This is a genomic window from Neorhizobium sp. NCHU2750, from assembly GCF_003597675.1.
GTDB lineage: Bacteria > Pseudomonadota > Alphaproteobacteria > Rhizobiales > Rhizobiaceae > Neorhizobium.
In genome coordinates, this window is record NZ_CP030827.1 from 2,772,652 (window position 1) to 2,788,562 (window position 15,911).

Sequence of the window (15,911 nt, forward strand, 5' to 3'; positions counted from 1 at the left end):
ATCAGTATTCCGCGAAGGAACCAATCTTACCGAGCCAGTTCCTTCAGTCCCAGTCGGATCAGCTTGGCGCTGTCAGCCCCTTCGCCTGCCGTCTTCATCGCTGCAGCCACGGCATTGGCGGCCTGGTCGCGCGAATAGCCGAGATTGGTCAGCGCCGAGACCGCATCGGAGACCGGCGCGGAGGCGACCCCTTCGCCGAGTTCCTGCTTGAGCCCGATATTGGCAGACGCCTCGCCCGCAAAGGCCGGCGCCTTGTTCTTCAGTTCGGTAACGATGCGCACGGCAACCTTCGGCCCGACCCCTTGCGCCCGCGAAACGGCCGTCTTGTCCTGCAGCGCGATCGCATTCGCGAGTTCCGATGGCGTCAGCGTCGAAAGCACCGCCAGCGCCACCTTTGAGCCCACGCCCTGCACGCTCTGCAAAAGGTTGAACCACTCACGCTCCAGCGCCGAGACGAAGCCGAACAGCTTCAACTGGTCCTCGCGCACATAGGTCTCGATGAACAGCACCACCGCTTCGCCGACATTGAGCCGCGACAGCGTACGCGACGAGCAGAATGCCTCGTAACAGACGCCATGCACGTCGACCAATGCATAGTCGTCGCCGATCTCGTCGATAGTGCCCTTGAGCTTGCCGATCATGTTTGGTTTCCTGAAAGAGGATGCGTGTCGGGTGCGATCACATCGATACCCGGAAAATAGCTGCGATAGCCGGATGGGTCACGCGTCAGCAACGTATATCCACGGATCGTCGCATGCGCGCCAATCAGGAAATCCGGCAATACACGCTCACGCCGTCCGCCGGCGGACCGATACCGGCGAAAGGCATAAGAGGCCGCGAACGCCGCTGACCAAGGCAGGTTTTCACGAATGAACTGGTTGCGCGGCAAAAGCGCATCCACGGTTTCAAACCTATCGTATCGATAGGAGAATTCCGAAAAGATGATTTGATTGATCACCACGCTGCCGCGCGCCACGGCCGCCAGCAATTGCCGTCGCGACCATTCAAGCCAATGCGGATCGCGCACCGCAAGGTCGACGAGAATATTGGTGTCGATGAGCGTTACCATGCCGTTATCGATCGCGCGTTATCCGCATCAGCTCATCGGCATCGACAGCCTGGTCGCCGGTCCCGCCCAGTTGATCGAGCGTGGTGATGAAACGATCAAGCCGCGCACGGTCTGCGTCTGCGGTGGTTCCATTTTTGGGCGTAAGAGTAATCACGCCACCTTCCACGCCGAAGATCACCTCGCTGTTCGGCCCGATGCCCACCAGCTCGCGAAGATCCCGCGGTATGGTCACCTGCCCTTTGGATGTCACACGCATGACCTGTTCTCCTTTGAGTAAGAAAATATCTTACCTTGAGAACAAGTCAAGAACAACGCCACTTGCGGCCTATCCCGCCAGAGCCTGCCGCATGCGGTGTCCACCACGATTATGGGCGTGGCAGATCGCGATCGCCAGCGCATCGGCCGCGTCATTGCCCTTGAATTCCACTTTCGGCATGAGGATTTTCAGCATCAGGTGGATCTGCTGCTTTTCGCCGTGACCGACACCGATCACCGATTTCTTCACGGCGTTCGGCGCGTATTCGGCAACCGGCAGTCCCGCCCGCGCCGGCACCAGCATGACAACGCCGCGCGCCTGACCGAGCTTCAGCGTCGCGACCGCATCCTTGTTGACGAAAGTCTGCTCGACGGCCGCCTCATCGGGCTTGTAGGCATGCACCACCTCGGCCAGCCCGTCATGCAGCTGGCAGAGACGCGATGCCAGGTCGAGATCGCCATCGGAGGTCACCGTCCCCGAGGCTACGAACTTCAGACTGTTGCCGATCGTGTCGATGACGCCCCAGCCGGTGCGGCGCAGTCCCGGATCGATACCGATGATTCGAATGATGTCTGCCATGGCCTACCCTACCTTCATACGCCTTTGAGTGCCATCGAAATATGAACAAAACAGAAACATCCACATGCGGATGAGGTTTACCATCTGCTAACCATGACCCGAACCATTTCCGGTCACAATGCAACGCCCAACACCCCTCTGCGTTGTGTCGATGCTCGAATGATTCGAGAGGGAGGTAGAGGCGATGTTCAAACGTCGTTCGTTGTTCAGCACTGTTCTCGTTCTACTTTTGGTTCAGAACGGGATTCTGGCGATCCTGGCATCGCATCTCATTCCCGATTGGACGGCGGTCATGATGATCGCGCTGGCAGCGGGCGTTATCGTTCTTTCGGTAGCGACGGCCATGATGGCCACCCGTATTGCCGGCCCCGGCGCATCCGCCCGCATATCGGCAGCCATGCCGCCGGCAAGTCACCAGAAAAAGCTGCAGATCAAGAGCGTGGCTCTCGACAGCCGTTCACGGATGCCGCCAAACCCCGCCGAGAAGCGGATTTCCTCTGCCGAACCCATAAGGCTGAAGCTGGAAAACACCGGCGGAGAAAGCGATCTCTTGCGTCTGCGCGCCGCCGAGGGAGCCCTCGATACTCTCGACACCGGCCTGCGGCGGCTCGCCGCTGGCGATCTCGGTGTCCGCTGCGAAACGGAGTTCCCGCCACAATTCGAAGGCCTGCGATGCGATTTCAACCGCGCACTCGATGCGCTTGATGGGAGCATCGCCGAAATCACCCTCTCGGCCAGCGCCCTTCATGGCGAATGTGCCGAGGCAAGGCTTCGCCTGATGCAGGAACGGTCCACCGCCGCCGGCGAACTGTCGCAATTGTCGGCTGCCGGCAACGGATTGAAGGATATCGCCGATCTTCTCAACCGGCACGAAGCGGCTTTGACGCAGGTCTTGCAAATGGCCTCTGCGGCCCGCCAGTCCCACGTCGGGCAACAGAGCGCCGTCGAGACAGCCGCCAGATCGGCCACGGCGCTTGCCGACAGTAAGTCTGCCGCCGCATCCGTTGCCGAACTCATGCGGGATGTCGCCTTCCGCACCAATATGCTCGCCGTCAACGTCAACCTCGCAGCGGCCGAGCCCGCACCGGGCCAGGCCATGCTCCGCGCCTTTGCCGCAGAACTGCAGGCAATCGTCGAGCAGGGGGCGAATGCAGCGCGCGATGTGTCGATCCTCGAACGGGAAATCGCCCGATCCGCAGCCTCCACCATATCCGCCTGTGCCAAGGTGGGTGCAGAACATGAAAAGATCGACACCGACCTTGCCGAACTGGAGACGACGCTTGCGACGATCAGCGAAGCCACGGCCCCGCTGTCGGATCTTGTGGCACGCACCGCCACGATCGTCGCCTCCAACGCGCATTCGGCCAACCGCCGGCGCGACCTCGACCATGTTCTGGATACAGTCCTCGCGCGCATGGCCCAGGATCTGGCAACCATCAACCGTCATTGCGGAAGGTTCATCCCCGTCACCTTGCTGCGGGAAAATGGCCCGCCCACCGATGACCGGCCACCCCGCCGCCGCACTCATCTCCAATTGATCAAGACCTGAGAGGAGAATGGTGGCTCAGTACCTTTTTCACGGCCGAAGGGTCGCATGAGGTCAAGCGGGTGCCTAGATAGAGGCGAACCAAATATCGATTGCCCTTTATCGACTACCCCTCATTGATTTGCCAAGGTAGGCCCCATGATCCCGTTTTCGATCCTCGACCTCTCGCCGATCGGCGAAGGTTATTCCGTCCGTGACGCACTCGACCAGTCTCGCCGCATGGCGATCAAGGCCGAGGAACAGGGCTACAGGCGCGTCTGGCTCGCCGAACACCACGGCATGCCCGGCATCGCCAGCGCCGCAACCTCGATTGTTATCGCCCATGTCGGCGCCGCCACGAAGACGATCCGCGTCGGCTCCGGCGGCGTCATGCTGCCCAACCACTCGCCGCTGGTGATCGCCGAACAGTTCGGCACGCTGGAAGCCCTGTTGCCGGGACGTGTCGATCTCGGCCTCGGCCGGGCGCCGGGAACGGACATGCGCACCGCAAGCGCGCTTCGCCGCAACATGGATGCCGGGGCGGAAAATTTCCCGCAGGATATAGTCGAGCTGAAGCACCTTCTCGGCACGCCGATCGAAAACCAGGCGATCATCGCCGTCCCCGGAACCGAAGCGAGAGTTCCCCTCTGGCTTCTGGGATCGAGCCTCTACAGCGCCCATCTCGCGGCAGCGCTTGGACTTCCCTATGCCTTTGCCTCGCATTTTGCCCCGGACATGCTGATGGATGCGATAGCCATCTACCGCGATCGTTTCCAGCCGTCGGACGAGCTTGAAAAGCCCTATGTCATGGTCGGTGTGATGGGTGTCGCCGCCGATACCGACGAGGAGGCCGAGCGGCTCTTCACCTCCTCGCAGCAGCAGTTCGTCAATCTGCGCAAGAATGTCCGCACCCGTTTCCCCAAGCCGCTCAACAGCATGGATGGCTTCTGGACGCCGATGGAAAAGATGAGCGTCGAACACACGCTGCGCTACGCCGCCGTCGGCGCACCGAAGACTCTGGAGACAAAACTCGGACACTTTCTTGCCGAGACGCAAGCCGACGAACTGATCGTCTCCATGCCGATCCACGACATCGACAAGCGCCTTCGCTCCGTCGAGTTGTTTGCCTCTCTGTCGCTGATGGAGAAGGAAAAGCTCGTCGCCTGAACGGCAGCCCGCGACCGGCAATCCTGACACTCCTCCTCCGTCGGCAACGGCATGATGCCGGCGGCGCTTTGGCTTTAGCCCCTGTCACAACAGGTTCACCGCCCGCGGTTAGCATTTGTTAACTTTGGCAACGTGTGGAGTATCGAACGTGACAGATGCCATCGCCCAGGGGGGCACTTCCTCCTCCGCCCATCCGCTTGAAGGCCGCAGTCCGATCGGCAAGTGGTTCCTGCCTATCTTCGGCCTGCTGTTGCTCGCCGGCCTCGTTTATGTCGGCGCGTCGCTGGCCGGCGATCTTGAGGTTGCCAATTCCGTGCCCTGGGCGCTGCTCGGCATCGCGCTCCTGATCGCGCTGGGCTTCGAATTCGTCAACGGCTTCCACGACACCGCCAATGCGGTTGCGACCGTCATCTACACCCGCTCCATGCCGGCGGAACTCGCCGTCGTCTGGTCGGGGGTCTTCAATTTCCTCGGCGTTCTTCTTTCCACCGGCGCCGTCGCCTTCGGCATCGTGGCGCTTCTGCCGGTCGAGCTTATCCTGCAGGTCGGCTCCGGTGCCGGCCTTGCCATGGTCTTTGCGCTGCTGATCGCCGCCATCGTCTGGAACCTTGGCACCTGGTATCTCGGCCTGCCCTCGTCGAGTTCCCACACGCTGATCGGCTCTATCATCGGCGTCGGCCTTGCCAACCAGTTCCTCGCCCCGCAAGGTTCGGCGACAAGCGGTGTCGACTGGTCGCAGGCCGGCAATATCGGCATGTCGCTGCTCGTCTCCCCGATCGTCGGCTTCGGTCTCTCGGCCGTGCTGCTCCTGGTGATGAAGGTGCTGATCCGCAACAAGGCGCTTTACGAAGCACCGAAGGGCAACCAGCCGCCGCCATGGTGGATCCGTGGCCTGTTGATCTTCACCTGTACCGGCGTCAGCTTCGCCCATGGCTCCAATGACGGCCAGAAGGGCATGGGCCTGATCATGCTGATCCTGATCGGCCTCGTGCCCACCGCCTTTGCGCTCAACCGAACCCCCGATCCGCAATATCTGCAGGCTTACGATCAGGCCTCCACCAATGTCGAGACCGTGCTGGCCAAATACGCCAAGCCGGGCATCACCGTCGCCGACGCCAAGGCTGAGGTATCGAAGGCGGTCAAGAGCAAGACCTGGACCGATGAGACGACCGTTGCCCTGCAGCAGTTCATCCATTCATCGAGTGACCAGATCTCGAAATTCCCGACGCTCGAAGCCGTGCCGACCGCGCTCATCGGCAACATCCGCAACGACGTCTATCTGATCGGCGAAGCCTTGAAGCTGATCGACAAGAACAAGCTTCTGCCCATGCAGGCGGGCGATCTCGATGCGGTAAAGGCCTATCATGGCGCCGTCGACAACGCGACCAAGTTCATCCCGCTCTGGGTCAAGGTCGCCGTAGCACTCGCGCTCGGCCTCGGCACCATGGTCGGCTGGAAGCGCATCGTCGTCACCGTCGGCGAGAAGATCGGCAAGACCCACCTGACCTATGGTCAGGGCGCCTCCGCCGAAGTCGTCGCCATGCTGACAATCGGCGCCGCAGATCATCTCGGCCTGCCGGTCTCGACCACCCACGTCCTGTCCTCTGGCGTCGCCGGCACCATGGCCGCCAATGGCTCGGGCCTGCAATGGTCGACGGTGCGCAACATGATCATGGCCTGGGTGCTGACCCTGCCCGCCTCGATCGGGCTCGCCTTCATCCTGTTCATCGTGCTGCGCCAGGTATTTTAGCAAGCCGGCATGGCGTACCTAAAACGGAAACGGCACCGGATCTCTCCGGTGCCGTTTGCAATTGCATCAGTGGCGGTTGAATCAGGCCGAAAGCTTGGCCAGGACCTCTTCCGACACCTCGAAATTCGAATAGACGTTCTGCACGTCGTCATCGTCTTCCAGATTGTCGATCAGCTTCATCAGCGAGGTCGCCTTTTCCTCGTCGACTTCGATCGTGTTTTGCGCCTTCCAGATCGCCTTGACCGTTTCGGCTTCACCGAGAACCGCTTCAAGCGCCTTGGACACTTCGTTCATGTCCTCGAAGCCGCAATAGATGGTGTGGCCTTCCTCGTCGGTCTCGACATCGTCGGCGCCGGCTTCGATCGCCGCTTCCATCACCTTGTCGGCATCGCCGACGGAGAGCTTGTAGGTGATTTCACCGACGTGATCGAAGGAGAAGGAAACCGATCCGGTCTCGCCAAGCGCACCGCCGGCCTTGGAAAAGATCGAACGGACGTTGGACGCGGTCCGGTTGCGGTTGTCGGTCAGAGCCTCGACGATGACGGCCGTGCCACCCGGGCCGTAACCCTCGTAGCGTACGGAATCATAGACCTCGGCATCGGCGCCGGAAGCCTTCTTGATCGCGCGATCGATATTGTCCTTCGGCATCGATTGTGCCTTGGCATTCTGCACCGCAAGGCGCAGCGCCGAATTCATCGCCGGATCAGGCAGGCCCGTCTTGGCAGCAACGGTGATTTCACGCGCGAGCTTGGAAAACAGCTTCGAGCGAATGCCGTCCTGCTTGCCCTTGCGGTGCATGATGTTTTTGAACTGTGAATGGCCAGCCATGGCACCCCTGATAGTTTTGCCTGTTTGGGAATGGGCGCCTTATAATTTCGAAGACGCGCCCGTTCAAGGCATTTCAGCCATTCGCCCGCAATGGCCGCTTCTAGAGCAATGCCGGCAAGGGAACAAACCCCGCCCCCTGTCGTTTGGCTATCGAGTAAAACAGCAGAGGAGAAGAACAGAATGGCAAGCCTCACCGACGCTAAAAAGGCCCCCGAACGCCAGCTCTGGGACGAGATCAACGCCGTCCACGCCGGCATGCTGGGTCTGGAAGGTGCCCATTTGCACTTCCAGCCTATGGCTCCCAATCTCGACATCAAGACCAACACGATCTGGTTCTTCACCAAGGCCGATACGGATCTGGTGCGCGCCATCGGCGCCGGCTCGCGCGCGCATTTCTGCGTCACCGGCAAGAACCACGACTATCACGCCTGCCTCTCCGGCCTGATCGAAGTGCGGCTCGACCCGGCAAGGCGCGACGAGTACTGGAGCGCGGTCACATCCGCCTGGTATGAACACGGCAAGGACGACCCGCTTCTGACCATGCTCGCCTTCCACGTCGAAGACGCGGAGATCTGGGCTTCGACCGGCAGCACGCTCAAGTTCGGCTGGGAAGTTGCCAAGGCCAACATGAAGGACGAAAAGGTGCCGGAAGTGGGCGTGAAGCAGCATCTCAGCTTTTCCGCCATGCACTGATACGGCCTCGCTGCGGGACCTTTATAGGCCCTGCGGCACCAATATGGTCGGCTTTTTCGGCAGGCTGCGCATCGAGACTGTGATGGTCTGCTGCTTGGCATAGGCAATGTCGAATTTTCCATCGAACATGGCAAGAAACGTCTCGAGCGGCGGCCCGAACCGGTGCATCGGCAGGATCAGCGACGAGCGCAGCCGCTGCACCACCCGGCTCATGCTCTGCGCCCCCATGGTCAGCCCGCCGTCGACCGGCACCATCAGCACGTCGAGCCGACCGATCTCCGTATATTGCGCTTCGTTCAGTTCGAAATGCAGATGTCCGAGATGGCCGATGCAAAGCCCCGCCACCTCAAAGATGAAGATCGAATTGCCGTTCTGTTCGATACCGCCGCTCCAGGTGCGGATATCGGTAACGACATTGCGGATATAGACGTCGCCGATCATCTCGTGGATATCGGCCTTCTCGCCCGGCACATCGCTCCAGCCATGCAGCACATGCCTGATCGCGGGATCGGGGTTCAGCGTGTAATGGGTCGAATGCGCGTGGTTCATCGTTACCACGTCGGGCGTCCGGTAGGGTTGGTATACGCCGCTATAGTCGGTAGCGATGCCAATGCCTTCTGGCGTCTCGATGAAATAGGTCGAGTGCCCGACAAAGGTGATCTTCACCTCTTCCCGCTCCGCAAGACTGCGCTTGGTGCCTGATTGCGTCAGCTGCACGCCGGATGGCCGGAAGCTTGCAAACTGCGCATGCGGCAGGTTCTGCGCGATCGCCTGGCACTGGCTGACCGGAAGGCCGCCATCCTGTGCCATGGCTGAAAATGCGGAAAGAAGGAGACTTGCGAAGGCGAATGCGAGATTTCGCAGCATCATGCCACACCCCGGAAACTGCGTTCATTCTCATCCTGGGTTGCAAGGATGCGGGAAGCTCCGGGAACCGTCCAGCGCGCAGTGCTGTACACGCCTCACAATCATGTCATGTCGCAGCTCGGCCGACACCACGGTCGGCGAGAAAAACCCGGTGCCTTCGGGCGAAATGTTGCCTCAGACGATCAGCACGCGATGGCCGAACGGTGTCTTGTCGTCGAAATTGCGGGTGCCGATGCGATCGCTTTCGCCAGACAGCCTTTCCTCGTCCGGATTCTCCTCGCTCTCACCAGACACATCGGCGCCGGAGGCGTCGTGGCGCTTGTGCGGGTGGCGGTCGTCCAACGTATTGCGTTCTGCCTTTTCCTCGCGGTTGGTTTCCGCTTCATCGCGGGCCGCTTTAAGCGCCGCCAGATCCGCATTGACCTGCGACTGCCGGGCATCGGCCCAGGCATTGTCCGGCTCAGCAATCGAGAAACTGCTCTCCACCTTGACCGGCGCGGAAGCGGCCGTGGCGGCAACGGGAGTGACCGGATCAACCATCGACTTTTCTCCAGCGGGCGCATTCCTGCGCCCCTGGATTGAGGTGCAGAAAACTGCTCACCCTCAGGATATGGTGATCAACCCGCCTGCGATCAACGCCAGAAGCTCGGGATGTTCTCCGCAAGCCGCGGCCCGATCCTCAAGGGCTCGATCTTTTCGGCAAGCCCGGTGCGGTCCGAGATCTCGATGCCGACGCCGCAGATCGTCGCCGGACCGCTCGCCACTTCGAAACGGCTCTTCGGCATCTTGGAAATGAACCGGTTGAGCGGCTCTTCCTTGTCCATGCCGAGCGATGAATCGTAATCGCCGCACATGCCGGCATCCGACATGTAGCCGGTGCCGCCATTGAGGATCTGGCAATCGGCGGTCGGCACATGCGTGTGCGTGCCGACGACGAGCGAGGCGCGGCCGTCGACGAAATGGCCAAAACACTGCTTTTCACTGGTCGCTTCCGCATGAAAGTCGAAGATGATCGCATCCGCCTGATCCTTCAGCGGTGCGGCTTCCAGAATGGTCTCGCCCGCCTTGAAGGGATCGTCGAGTTCCGGATGCATATAGACCCGGCCCATGATGTTGGCGACGAGCACGCGCGCCCCGTTGCGGGCATAGTAGAGCCCAGAGCCCTTGCCGGGCGTGCCGGCCGGATAATTGGCCGGGCGCAGGAACTGGTCGTGGCGGCCCGCAAAGCTCACCGCCTCCTTCTGGTCCCAGACATGGTTGCCGGTGGTCACCACGTCGGCGCCGGCATTGATGGTCTCGATAAAAATGTCTTCGGTAATGCCGAAACCGCCCGCCGCGTTCTCGCCGTTGACGATGACGAAGTCGAGTTTCAGGTCGGAGATCAAGCCCGGCAGCTTTTCCCATACGGCCGTTCGGCCGGTCTTGCCGACCAGATCACCTAGAAAGAGAAGGCGCATTCCTATCCAATCTTCGCAATGGCTCCATCGGACAGGTCGCGAAAGCCGCTTTCCGTCAGAATGCCATGAAGCCTGATATCATGAGGTTCTTCCGGCACTGATGCCACTTCCTGGCAGTCGAATGCAATGCCGATCAGCCGAGGATTGCGCCCTTTTTCATGCAAACGGTGAATGGCGCGGTCATAATAGCCGCCGCCATAGCCGATCCGGTGACCTCTGCTATCAAATGCCGCAAGCGGCACGAGCATGATCTGAGGTTCGAGTTCGGGCACATCCGGCCCCGGCCCGACGGTCCCGAACACGCCGGACACCAGATCAACACCCGGCGTGAACGCGCGGAACACGATCGTCTCCTTGTCGAGAACGACTGGCACGCAGAGCCGACCGCCTTCGTCGCGCAGCACGTCCATCAGCAAGCGAACATCGACTTCCGAGCGAATCGGCAGGAAGCCGGACACGGTGGTCCCGGCATCGAGTTCGATCGCGGCAGCGCCATACGCGGCAATCGACCGGCTCTTGTCCAGCCGGTCGGCCACGCCAAGCGCATCACGCGCAGCAAGCCTCTCGGCCCGCATCTGCGCCTTGATGGACTTGTTCTGCATGAAATCAGGCCTTCTCGTTCGCCCGCGAGACGAGCAGCTTGTCGATACGGCGCCCGTCGAGATCGACGACCTCGAAGGTCCAGCCATGGGTCGAAAACTTCTCGCCGAGATCCGGCAGGTGCTTCAACTCGTCGAGCACGAAGCCTGCCACCGTCTCGTAGCCCGGATCGTCCTCGATCGAAATACCCATCTGCGCGCCGAATTCGTCGACCGGCATCCAGCCGGCGACAAGGTAGGACCCGTCGTCACGCGGCACGATCGCAGGCTCTTCCGTCTCGTCTTCCTGGAACACGCCGGTGATTGCCTCAAGCACGTCACCCGAGCTGATGATGCCTTCGAAATGACCGTATTCGTCATAGACCAGCACCATATGCGCCGGCGCCCGGCGCAACGCCTGGATCACGTCTAGCGCGCCGGTGAGGTCGGAAACGACAGGCGCCTCGCGCATGGCGCTCTGTATGTCGAAATGTCTGCCGCCAGCCATGAAGTCATAGGCATCCTTGACGAACAGCACGCCGAGGATTTCGTCGGAGCTTCCCTTGCGCACCGGCAGGCGCGAACGCGTCGTGGCACGCAGCTGGGCGCGGATTTCCTCCGGCTCGTCCTCGGTATCGACGACCTCGACATCGCGGCGCGGCGTCATCAGGCCACGTGCGGTTCGGTCGGCCAGGCGCATTACGCCGGAGATCATCTCGGACTCGCCGCTCTCGATGACGCCGGCGCTCTGCGCTTCGGCAAGCACCGTGCGGATTTCCTCGTCCGTCACCCTGTCGTCGGTCTCTCCCCGCTGGCGAAGAATCGTCAGCACGATGCGGCCGGAAATATCGAGAAACCAGACGATCGGCGCACCGAATGTGGCGATCAGCTTCATCGTCGGCGCAACCCGCGCGGCGACGGCCTCAGGCGCGCGAAGCGCGATCTGCTTCGGTACGAGTTCGCCGAGGATGAGCGACAGATAGGTGATGACGACAACGACGCCACCGACGCCAAGCCAGTCGGCCACGTTTTCATGCAGGCCCTGGGCTTCCAGCCATTGGGTCAGACGCGTGCCGAGCGTTGCACCGGAAAAGGCGCCGGAAAGAACGCCCACGAGGGTAATGCCGATCTGTACGCTAGAAAGAAAACGGCCCGGGTCTTCCGCAAGCTTGATCGCGGTTGCGGCCCCCCGGTTACCCTGTTCGGCCATGACTTTCAGGCGCACGGGGCGAGAGGAAACGACGGCAAGCTCCGACATTGCCAGAACACCGTTGAGGACGGTGAGTGCAATGACGATGATGATTTCGGTTAACAAAAGTTGCTCTTGAGCTGGGACAATATCCTGCGCGCAATAACGATCGCCGCATCGGGCGGCAGCCGTTCCATTCCTTCAAAGTGATCTCGCGCACAGTTCGGAAAACCGGGAGCCGGTTCTCGGAACTATGCACCTTCATCAGAGGCTGGAATGATAGGGGCCTGTTGGCGCTATTGCAATGGCTGGAACAATTGAAGTCGGAACTTCGCTCATAACGCGATATCGAGAATGATCTCCGCCCGTGTTCCGACCGGACGCACGACATACTCAATCGACGAACCGAGCGTGGAGGCCATCGACTTGACGATCCGGCTTCCGAGCCCGGTCCCCTGCACCGTGTCGCCTTCCTTCCAGCCGATCCCGTCATCCTCGACGGCAAGCAGCGCTTTTCCGTCGGGCTGGTGCTTGAACAGCACCCTCACCTCGCCGTCGCGGCCCGGTTCATAGGCATATTTGACCGCATTGGTCAGAAGTTCGGTGACGATCATACCGACGGAGACGGCCCGGTCGGATGTCAGCGCGATACAGTCGGCATCGAGCCTGATCGACGGTCCCTGGCGATCGACGACCGTTCCCTGAACCTCGTTGACCAGCGTACCGAGATATTTGTCCATCTCCACCTGCCGCACGTCGTCCGACGTGTAGAGGCTGCGATGCATGCCGGCGATCGCGGTGATGCGCGCCTGCGTCTCGGCCAGCGCCTCCTTCACGTCCTCGTTCTTGCTGCTGCCGGCCTGAAGCCGGATCAGCGCCGCGACCAGCGCCAGACTGTTGGCCACCCGGTGATTGACCTCGGCCAGCAGGACTTCCGCCCGCTCCTTGCCAAGGCGGATTTCCTGCTCTGCCTTTTCCTTCTCGCGGCGAAGGTTTGCATTGCTGATCGCCTGGCCGATCGCATTCTGCATCAGCGGCCAGAATTCCTCGCCGACCGTCTTGATGACGTAGTCGGACGCGCCGTTCTTCATCGCCTCGATGGCGATCGTCGCGTCGCTCGATCCGGTTACATAGATGACCGGAATGGTCGCATCGTGCTCCCGCAGGCGATGAAAGATATCGAGACCCGTCTCCGCCCGCAGGTAATGATCGAGAACGACGGCATCGATGCCGCCCTTCTCCATCACCGTCATGGCGCTTGCGCCATCGGTTGCAGGGATTACCTCATAGCCGGCACGACCAAGATGGCGTTCCGCGAGACGGGCAAGCGCGACGTCGTCGTCAACATACAGGATCGTTCGCGGCATCTCTTCTCGTATTATCCGGGTATCTGCATCACCGAGAAGAACAGACCGAGCTGTCTTATGGCGTGCGCGAAGTTATCGTAATCCACTGGCTTGGTAATATAGACATTCGCGCCGAGATCATAGCAGCGCTGAATTTCCCGCTCATCGTCCGTCGTCGTGAGGATCACTACGGGCAGTCGCTTCGCATGAGGGTTGGACTTCACCTTCTCGAGGATGTCAATACCCGACATATCGGGCAGGTTGAGGTCGAGCAGGATCAACAGGTAGCGGTCGTGATTGATCGATCCGGAGCGATCCGGCCCCAGAATGAAGTCGAGCGCCTCGGTACCGTTGGTGAAGGGCACGATGTCGTTGTTGACGCCGGCCCGCCGCACGTTCTTTTCGATCAGGCGGGCATGGCCCTCGTCGTCCTCGACCATGACGATCGTGACTTCCTTGCCGGCTGCTTTCATGACCCGTTACTCCTGACATACTGGGACAAATCGAGGGGCAGGCGAATGACGAATGTCGATCCGCCGCCCAAGGTTGACGTCACAGTAATTTCGCCGCCTAAATTTCTGACTAATGAGCGGACATGGGCAAGCCCGATCCCCTCACCCGCCTTATCCTGCACGCCGGCCCGCCGGAACAGTTCAAAGACGCGCTCCTGGTCTTCCTGAGCGATCCCCCGTCCGTTGTCGGCAACTTCGATCCTGACGGCGCTGCGCCCCATGGGTTTTGCCTGGACTGACAGGGCGAGCGGCCGGTCGGGATGCTTGTATTTTACCGCATTGTCGAACAGGTTGCCGAAAATCTGCTCCATCGAGAACCGGTCGGTCACCAGACCGCGCGCCGCATCGACGGAAATGGACACCTCCCCGCCCGCATCACTGACCTGATGATAAACGCTTGCGGCCGTCGCTTCCAGCAATTCGCCGAGATCGATCCGCTCCGGCTTCAATTCGCGCCGTCCGTCGCGGGAGATTTTGAGGATGGCGTTGATCAGACCGTCCATCTTCTTCGTCGACGACCGTATGAAGCCGATCGCCTCCGGCAGATCCTCCTCCACCGCAAGCCGCGCCTCGCGCACCTCGTCTTCGCTCGGCTGCGCGCCATCGGCAAGCACATAGGTGCTGATCGATTTCAGCGACGCGTCGAGCTCACTGGTAAAACCCATGATGTTGACGAGCGGCGCCCTGAGATCATGCGAGACGATATAGGCGTAGCGCTGGATTTCCCGGTTTGCCTGGATCAGGTCTTCGGTGCGCTCGGTGACGCGCTCCTCCAGGCCGACATTCAGTTCCTCGACTTCGCCACGTGCCTTGTCGAGTTCGCGCACATGCTGCATGACGACGGCAATCGCCCCGCCGACCACGAGGATGATCAGCAACCCGCCACCGATCGTCACATATTGCAGCGACGCGGCGCTGTCGCGCAGATCACCGATACCCCCGACCAGATGCCCGTCCAGCTCGTCGATCAACTTGCCGAGCGTATCGCGAAGCTGCTGCATGACGAGGAAGCCGGACTGGTTGCGCACGATCGCCAGCGCATCCCCAACCCGCCCCTTGCTCGCAAGGTCGAGCGTCGACTGCATCTCGGTCACTTTCTCGGCGATCAGGCGGCGAATGTCGGCAATCGGAACCTTGACGGTCGTCTGGTTTCCCGCGACGCGCTCAAGCCTGTCGACCTGCGTCGGCAGTGCCTGGAGCGCCTTTTCATAGGGCTGGAGAAAGCCGTCATCCTGAATGAGCAGATAGCCACGCTGGCCCGATTCGGCCGAATTCATCAACAACAGCATGTCGGCCGCAGCCGAGCGCACCGCCCTCAGCTTCGTCACCTCGTCAAAATATGTATGCGTCATCCGTGCCAGGAAAAAGGACGACAGGACGATGGCCATGAGCAGTCCCGCACCGATCAAAAGCATCAAAAGCGACGATCGGGTGAAGGTTCTGTTCGATAAGGGCATGAAGCAAACCGTCCTTTGAGATTGACGGCATGAACTTGGCGACGAGGCCCCGATTGTCAAGCCGGAACAGCTTTGTCCGTCCGACACGCCTCACCGAGCCATTCTTGCGACCTTTTGCTCGATGCCAGCCTGTCACGAGGCTTTGATAGAGCGGAGACGAGCGAACACCCCCGCGTCCAATCGCCTCCGCCTGTCGTCAAAAACAATTGCCTCCGTCTCGACGGCTGGATAACAGCATGAAGTGTCCGGCGGCGAAAGAGCATACGGCGCATGGTACGGTAGCGTACGCAAGTCGGGGAGGAAGGCGCTTTGCGCGGGAGTGCCGCACAAACCCAAAACATCATTCGCTGCACAGCAGCGGTTTTATCCGAAGAATTCTGTCTGGAAAGAAAACAGTGCGATCCACCCTTCCGATGGTGACGTTCGATCCTGGGCGCCTACAAACGTAGGTGGGCGCCGTGTGCCCAAGCCCACGGGCCTGGACAGGGACAGCTCCCTTAGGATCGGGTATGGCCCCGAGGATTCAGTTGTTCCTGTCGGGAAGCGCAGACCGCAACAGCAATATATGGTCGAACCGCAATTCGCGCCAGTGGCTGGTCAGACGATTTTTGTGGTCTGTCACCTTTCCGGCCGGCTGG

Annotated in this window: 17 protein-coding genes and 1 other RNA gene; 4 read left to right on the plus strand and 14 right to left on the minus strand. The window is 60.8% G+C overall.

All coding sequences use genetic code 11. The annotated features are described in order from the left end of the window. Positions 1-26 precede the first annotated feature (26 nt). The 4 genes from ruvA to ruvC all read right to left on the minus strand — a co-directional run bounded on the left by ruvA (position 27) and on the right by ruvC (position 1,904). Complete coding sequence (ruvA, locus tag NCHU2750_RS13585) at positions 27-641, minus strand: Holliday junction branch migration protein RuvA (RefSeq protein WP_119940983.1); 615 nt, start codon at positions 639-641, stop codon at positions 27-29. Continuing rightward, the gene (locus tag NCHU2750_RS13590; protein ID WP_119940984.1) at positions 638-1,069 is read right to left on the minus strand and encodes a type II toxin-antitoxin system VapC family toxin; all 432 of its coding nucleotides are present in this window, start codon (positions 1,067-1,069) and stop codon (positions 638-640) included. Before NCHU2750_RS13590 ends, ruvA begins: the two co-directional genes overlap by 4 nt. Before the next feature lie 4 nt (positions 1,070-1,073). Further along, a complete protein-coding gene (locus NCHU2750_RS13595) occupies positions 1,074-1,325 on the minus strand; it encodes an AbrB/MazE/SpoVT family DNA-binding domain-containing protein (RefSeq protein WP_119940985.1) in 252 nt (83 codons plus the stop codon). A gap of 69 nt (positions 1,326-1,394) precedes the next feature. Next, entirely contained in the window at positions 1,395-1,904 is a 510-nt protein-coding gene (ruvC, locus tag NCHU2750_RS13600) for a crossover junction endodeoxyribonuclease RuvC (protein ID WP_119940986.1), read from the minus strand. Positions 1,905-2,088: 184 nt separating this feature from the next. On the opposite strand from ruvC, the gene NCHU2750_RS13605 reads away from it, so the two are divergent. From NCHU2750_RS13605 to NCHU2750_RS13615, 3 genes are all read left to right on the plus strand, one after another. Further along, entirely contained in the window at positions 2,089-3,453 is a 1,365-nt protein-coding gene (locus NCHU2750_RS13605; protein WP_119940987.1) for a methyl-accepting chemotaxis protein, read from the plus strand. A gap of 135 nt (positions 3,454-3,588) precedes the next feature. Further along, positions 3,589-4,596: an LLM class flavin-dependent oxidoreductase gene (locus NCHU2750_RS13610; protein ID WP_119940988.1), complete on the plus strand. Its 1,008-nt coding sequence runs from the start codon at positions 3,589-3,591 to the stop codon at positions 4,594-4,596. A gap of 160 nt (positions 4,597-4,756) precedes the next feature. Beyond that, a complete protein-coding gene (locus NCHU2750_RS13615) occupies positions 4,757-6,346 on the plus strand; it encodes an inorganic phosphate transporter (protein ID WP_245480407.1) in 1,590 nt (529 codons plus the stop codon). A gap of 81 nt (positions 6,347-6,427) precedes the next feature. Here the strand turns inward: NCHU2750_RS13615 and NCHU2750_RS13620 are convergent, their stop codons facing one another. Beyond that, entirely contained in the window at positions 6,428-7,174 is a 747-nt protein-coding gene (locus tag NCHU2750_RS13620) for a YebC/PmpR family DNA-binding transcriptional regulator (RefSeq protein ID WP_119940990.1), read from the minus strand. A gap of 180 nt (positions 7,175-7,354) precedes the next feature. Between NCHU2750_RS13620 and NCHU2750_RS13625 the strand changes: the two genes are divergently transcribed. Next, positions 7,355-7,867, plus strand: a complete 513-nt coding sequence (locus NCHU2750_RS13625) for a pyridoxamine 5'-phosphate oxidase family protein (RefSeq protein WP_119940991.1) — start codon at positions 7,355-7,357, stop codon at positions 7,865-7,867. Positions 7,868-7,888: 21 nt separating this feature from the next. Here NCHU2750_RS13625 and NCHU2750_RS13630 read toward each other — a convergent pair whose 3' ends face one another. From NCHU2750_RS13630 to ssrS, 9 genes are all read right to left on the minus strand, one after another. Continuing rightward, positions 7,889-8,737, minus strand: a complete 849-nt coding sequence (locus NCHU2750_RS13630; RefSeq protein ID WP_119940992.1) for an MBL fold metallo-hydrolase — start codon at positions 8,735-8,737, stop codon at positions 7,889-7,891. Between the two features lie 171 nt (positions 8,738-8,908). Next, on the minus strand, positions 8,909-9,274 hold the full coding sequence (locus NCHU2750_RS13635) for a hypothetical protein (RefSeq protein WP_119940993.1): 366 nt from the start codon (positions 9,272-9,274) through the stop codon (positions 8,909-8,911). A 92-nt stretch (positions 9,275-9,366) separates the two neighbouring features. Further along, complete coding sequence (locus NCHU2750_RS13640; RefSeq protein ID WP_119940994.1) at positions 9,367-10,191, minus strand: TIGR00282 family metallophosphoesterase; 825 nt, start codon at positions 10,189-10,191, stop codon at positions 9,367-9,369. A 2-nt stretch (positions 10,192-10,193) separates the two neighbouring features. Then, a complete protein-coding gene (locus NCHU2750_RS13645) occupies positions 10,194-10,793 on the minus strand; it encodes a 5-formyltetrahydrofolate cyclo-ligase (protein WP_119940995.1) in 600 nt (199 codons plus the stop codon). A 4-nt stretch (positions 10,794-10,797) separates the two neighbouring features. Then, a complete protein-coding gene (locus NCHU2750_RS13650; protein WP_162939715.1) occupies positions 10,798-12,069 on the minus strand; it encodes a hemolysin family protein in 1,272 nt (423 codons plus the stop codon). Between the two features lie 224 nt (positions 12,070-12,293). Then, entirely contained in the window at positions 12,294-13,325 is a 1,032-nt protein-coding gene (locus NCHU2750_RS13655) for a sensor histidine kinase (protein WP_119940997.1), read from the minus strand. 11 nt (positions 13,326-13,336) lie between these two features. Continuing rightward, complete coding sequence (locus NCHU2750_RS13660; protein ID WP_119940998.1) at positions 13,337-13,777, minus strand: response regulator; 441 nt, start codon at positions 13,775-13,777, stop codon at positions 13,337-13,339. Next, positions 13,774-15,273 (minus strand): sensor histidine kinase, encoded by a 1,500-nt coding sequence (locus tag NCHU2750_RS13665; RefSeq protein ID WP_205583851.1) that lies wholly within the window; start codon positions 15,271-15,273, stop codon positions 13,774-13,776. Before NCHU2750_RS13665 ends, NCHU2750_RS13660 begins: the two co-directional genes overlap by 4 nt. Before the next feature lie 395 nt (positions 15,274-15,668). After that, a non-coding RNA gene (gene ssrS, locus NCHU2750_RS13670) (6S RNA) lies at positions 15,669-15,828 on the minus strand. Positions 15,829-15,911: the final 83 nt, after the last annotated feature.

Bases quoted from the DNA above. Each gene is read 5' to 3' on its own strand.
- ruvA (WP_119940983.1), bottom strand. From the start codon at position 641: ATGATCGGCAAGCTCAAGGGCACTATCGACGAGATCGGCGACGACTAT.
- NCHU2750_RS13590 (WP_119940984.1), bottom strand. From the start codon at position 1,069: ATGGTAACGCTCATCGACACCAATATTCTCGTCGACCTTGCGGTGCGC.
- NCHU2750_RS13595 (WP_119940985.1), bottom strand. From the start codon at position 1,325: ATGCGTGTGACATCCAAAGGGCAGGTGACCATACCGCGGGATCTTCGC.
- ruvC (WP_119940986.1), bottom strand. From the start codon at position 1,904: ATGGCAGACATCATTCGAATCATCGGTATCGATCCGGGACTGCGCCGC.
- NCHU2750_RS13605 (WP_119940987.1), top strand. From the start codon at position 2,089: ATGTTCAAACGTCGTTCGTTGTTCAGCACTGTTCTCGTTCTACTTTTG.
- NCHU2750_RS13610 (WP_119940988.1), top strand. From the start codon at position 3,589: ATGATCCCGTTTTCGATCCTCGACCTCTCGCCGATCGGCGAAGGTTAT.
- NCHU2750_RS13620 (WP_119940990.1), bottom strand. From the start codon at position 7,174: ATGGCTGGCCATTCACAGTTCAAAAACATCATGCACCGCAAGGGCAAG.
- NCHU2750_RS13625 (WP_119940991.1), top strand. From the start codon at position 7,355: ATGGCAAGCCTCACCGACGCTAAAAAGGCCCCCGAACGCCAGCTCTGG.
- NCHU2750_RS13630 (WP_119940992.1), bottom strand. From the start codon at position 8,737: ATGATGCTGCGAAATCTCGCATTCGCCTTCGCAAGTCTCCTTCTTTCC.
- NCHU2750_RS13635 (WP_119940993.1), bottom strand. From the start codon at position 9,274: ATGGTTGATCCGGTCACTCCCGTTGCCGCCACGGCCGCTTCCGCGCCG.
- NCHU2750_RS13640 (WP_119940994.1), bottom strand. From the start codon at position 10,191: ATGCGCCTTCTCTTTCTAGGTGATCTGGTCGGCAAGACCGGCCGAACG.
- NCHU2750_RS13645 (WP_119940995.1), bottom strand. From the start codon at position 10,793: ATGCAGAACAAGTCCATCAAGGCGCAGATGCGGGCCGAGAGGCTTGCT.
- NCHU2750_RS13655 (WP_119940997.1), bottom strand. From the start codon at position 13,325: ATGCCGCGAACGATCCTGTATGTTGACGACGACGTCGCGCTTGCCCGT.
- NCHU2750_RS13660 (WP_119940998.1), bottom strand. From the start codon at position 13,777: ATGAAAGCAGCCGGCAAGGAAGTCACGATCGTCATGGTCGAGGACGAC.
- NCHU2750_RS13665 (WP_205583851.1), bottom strand. From the start codon at position 15,273: ATGCCCTTATCGAACAGAACCTTCACCCGATCGTCGCTTTTGATGCTT.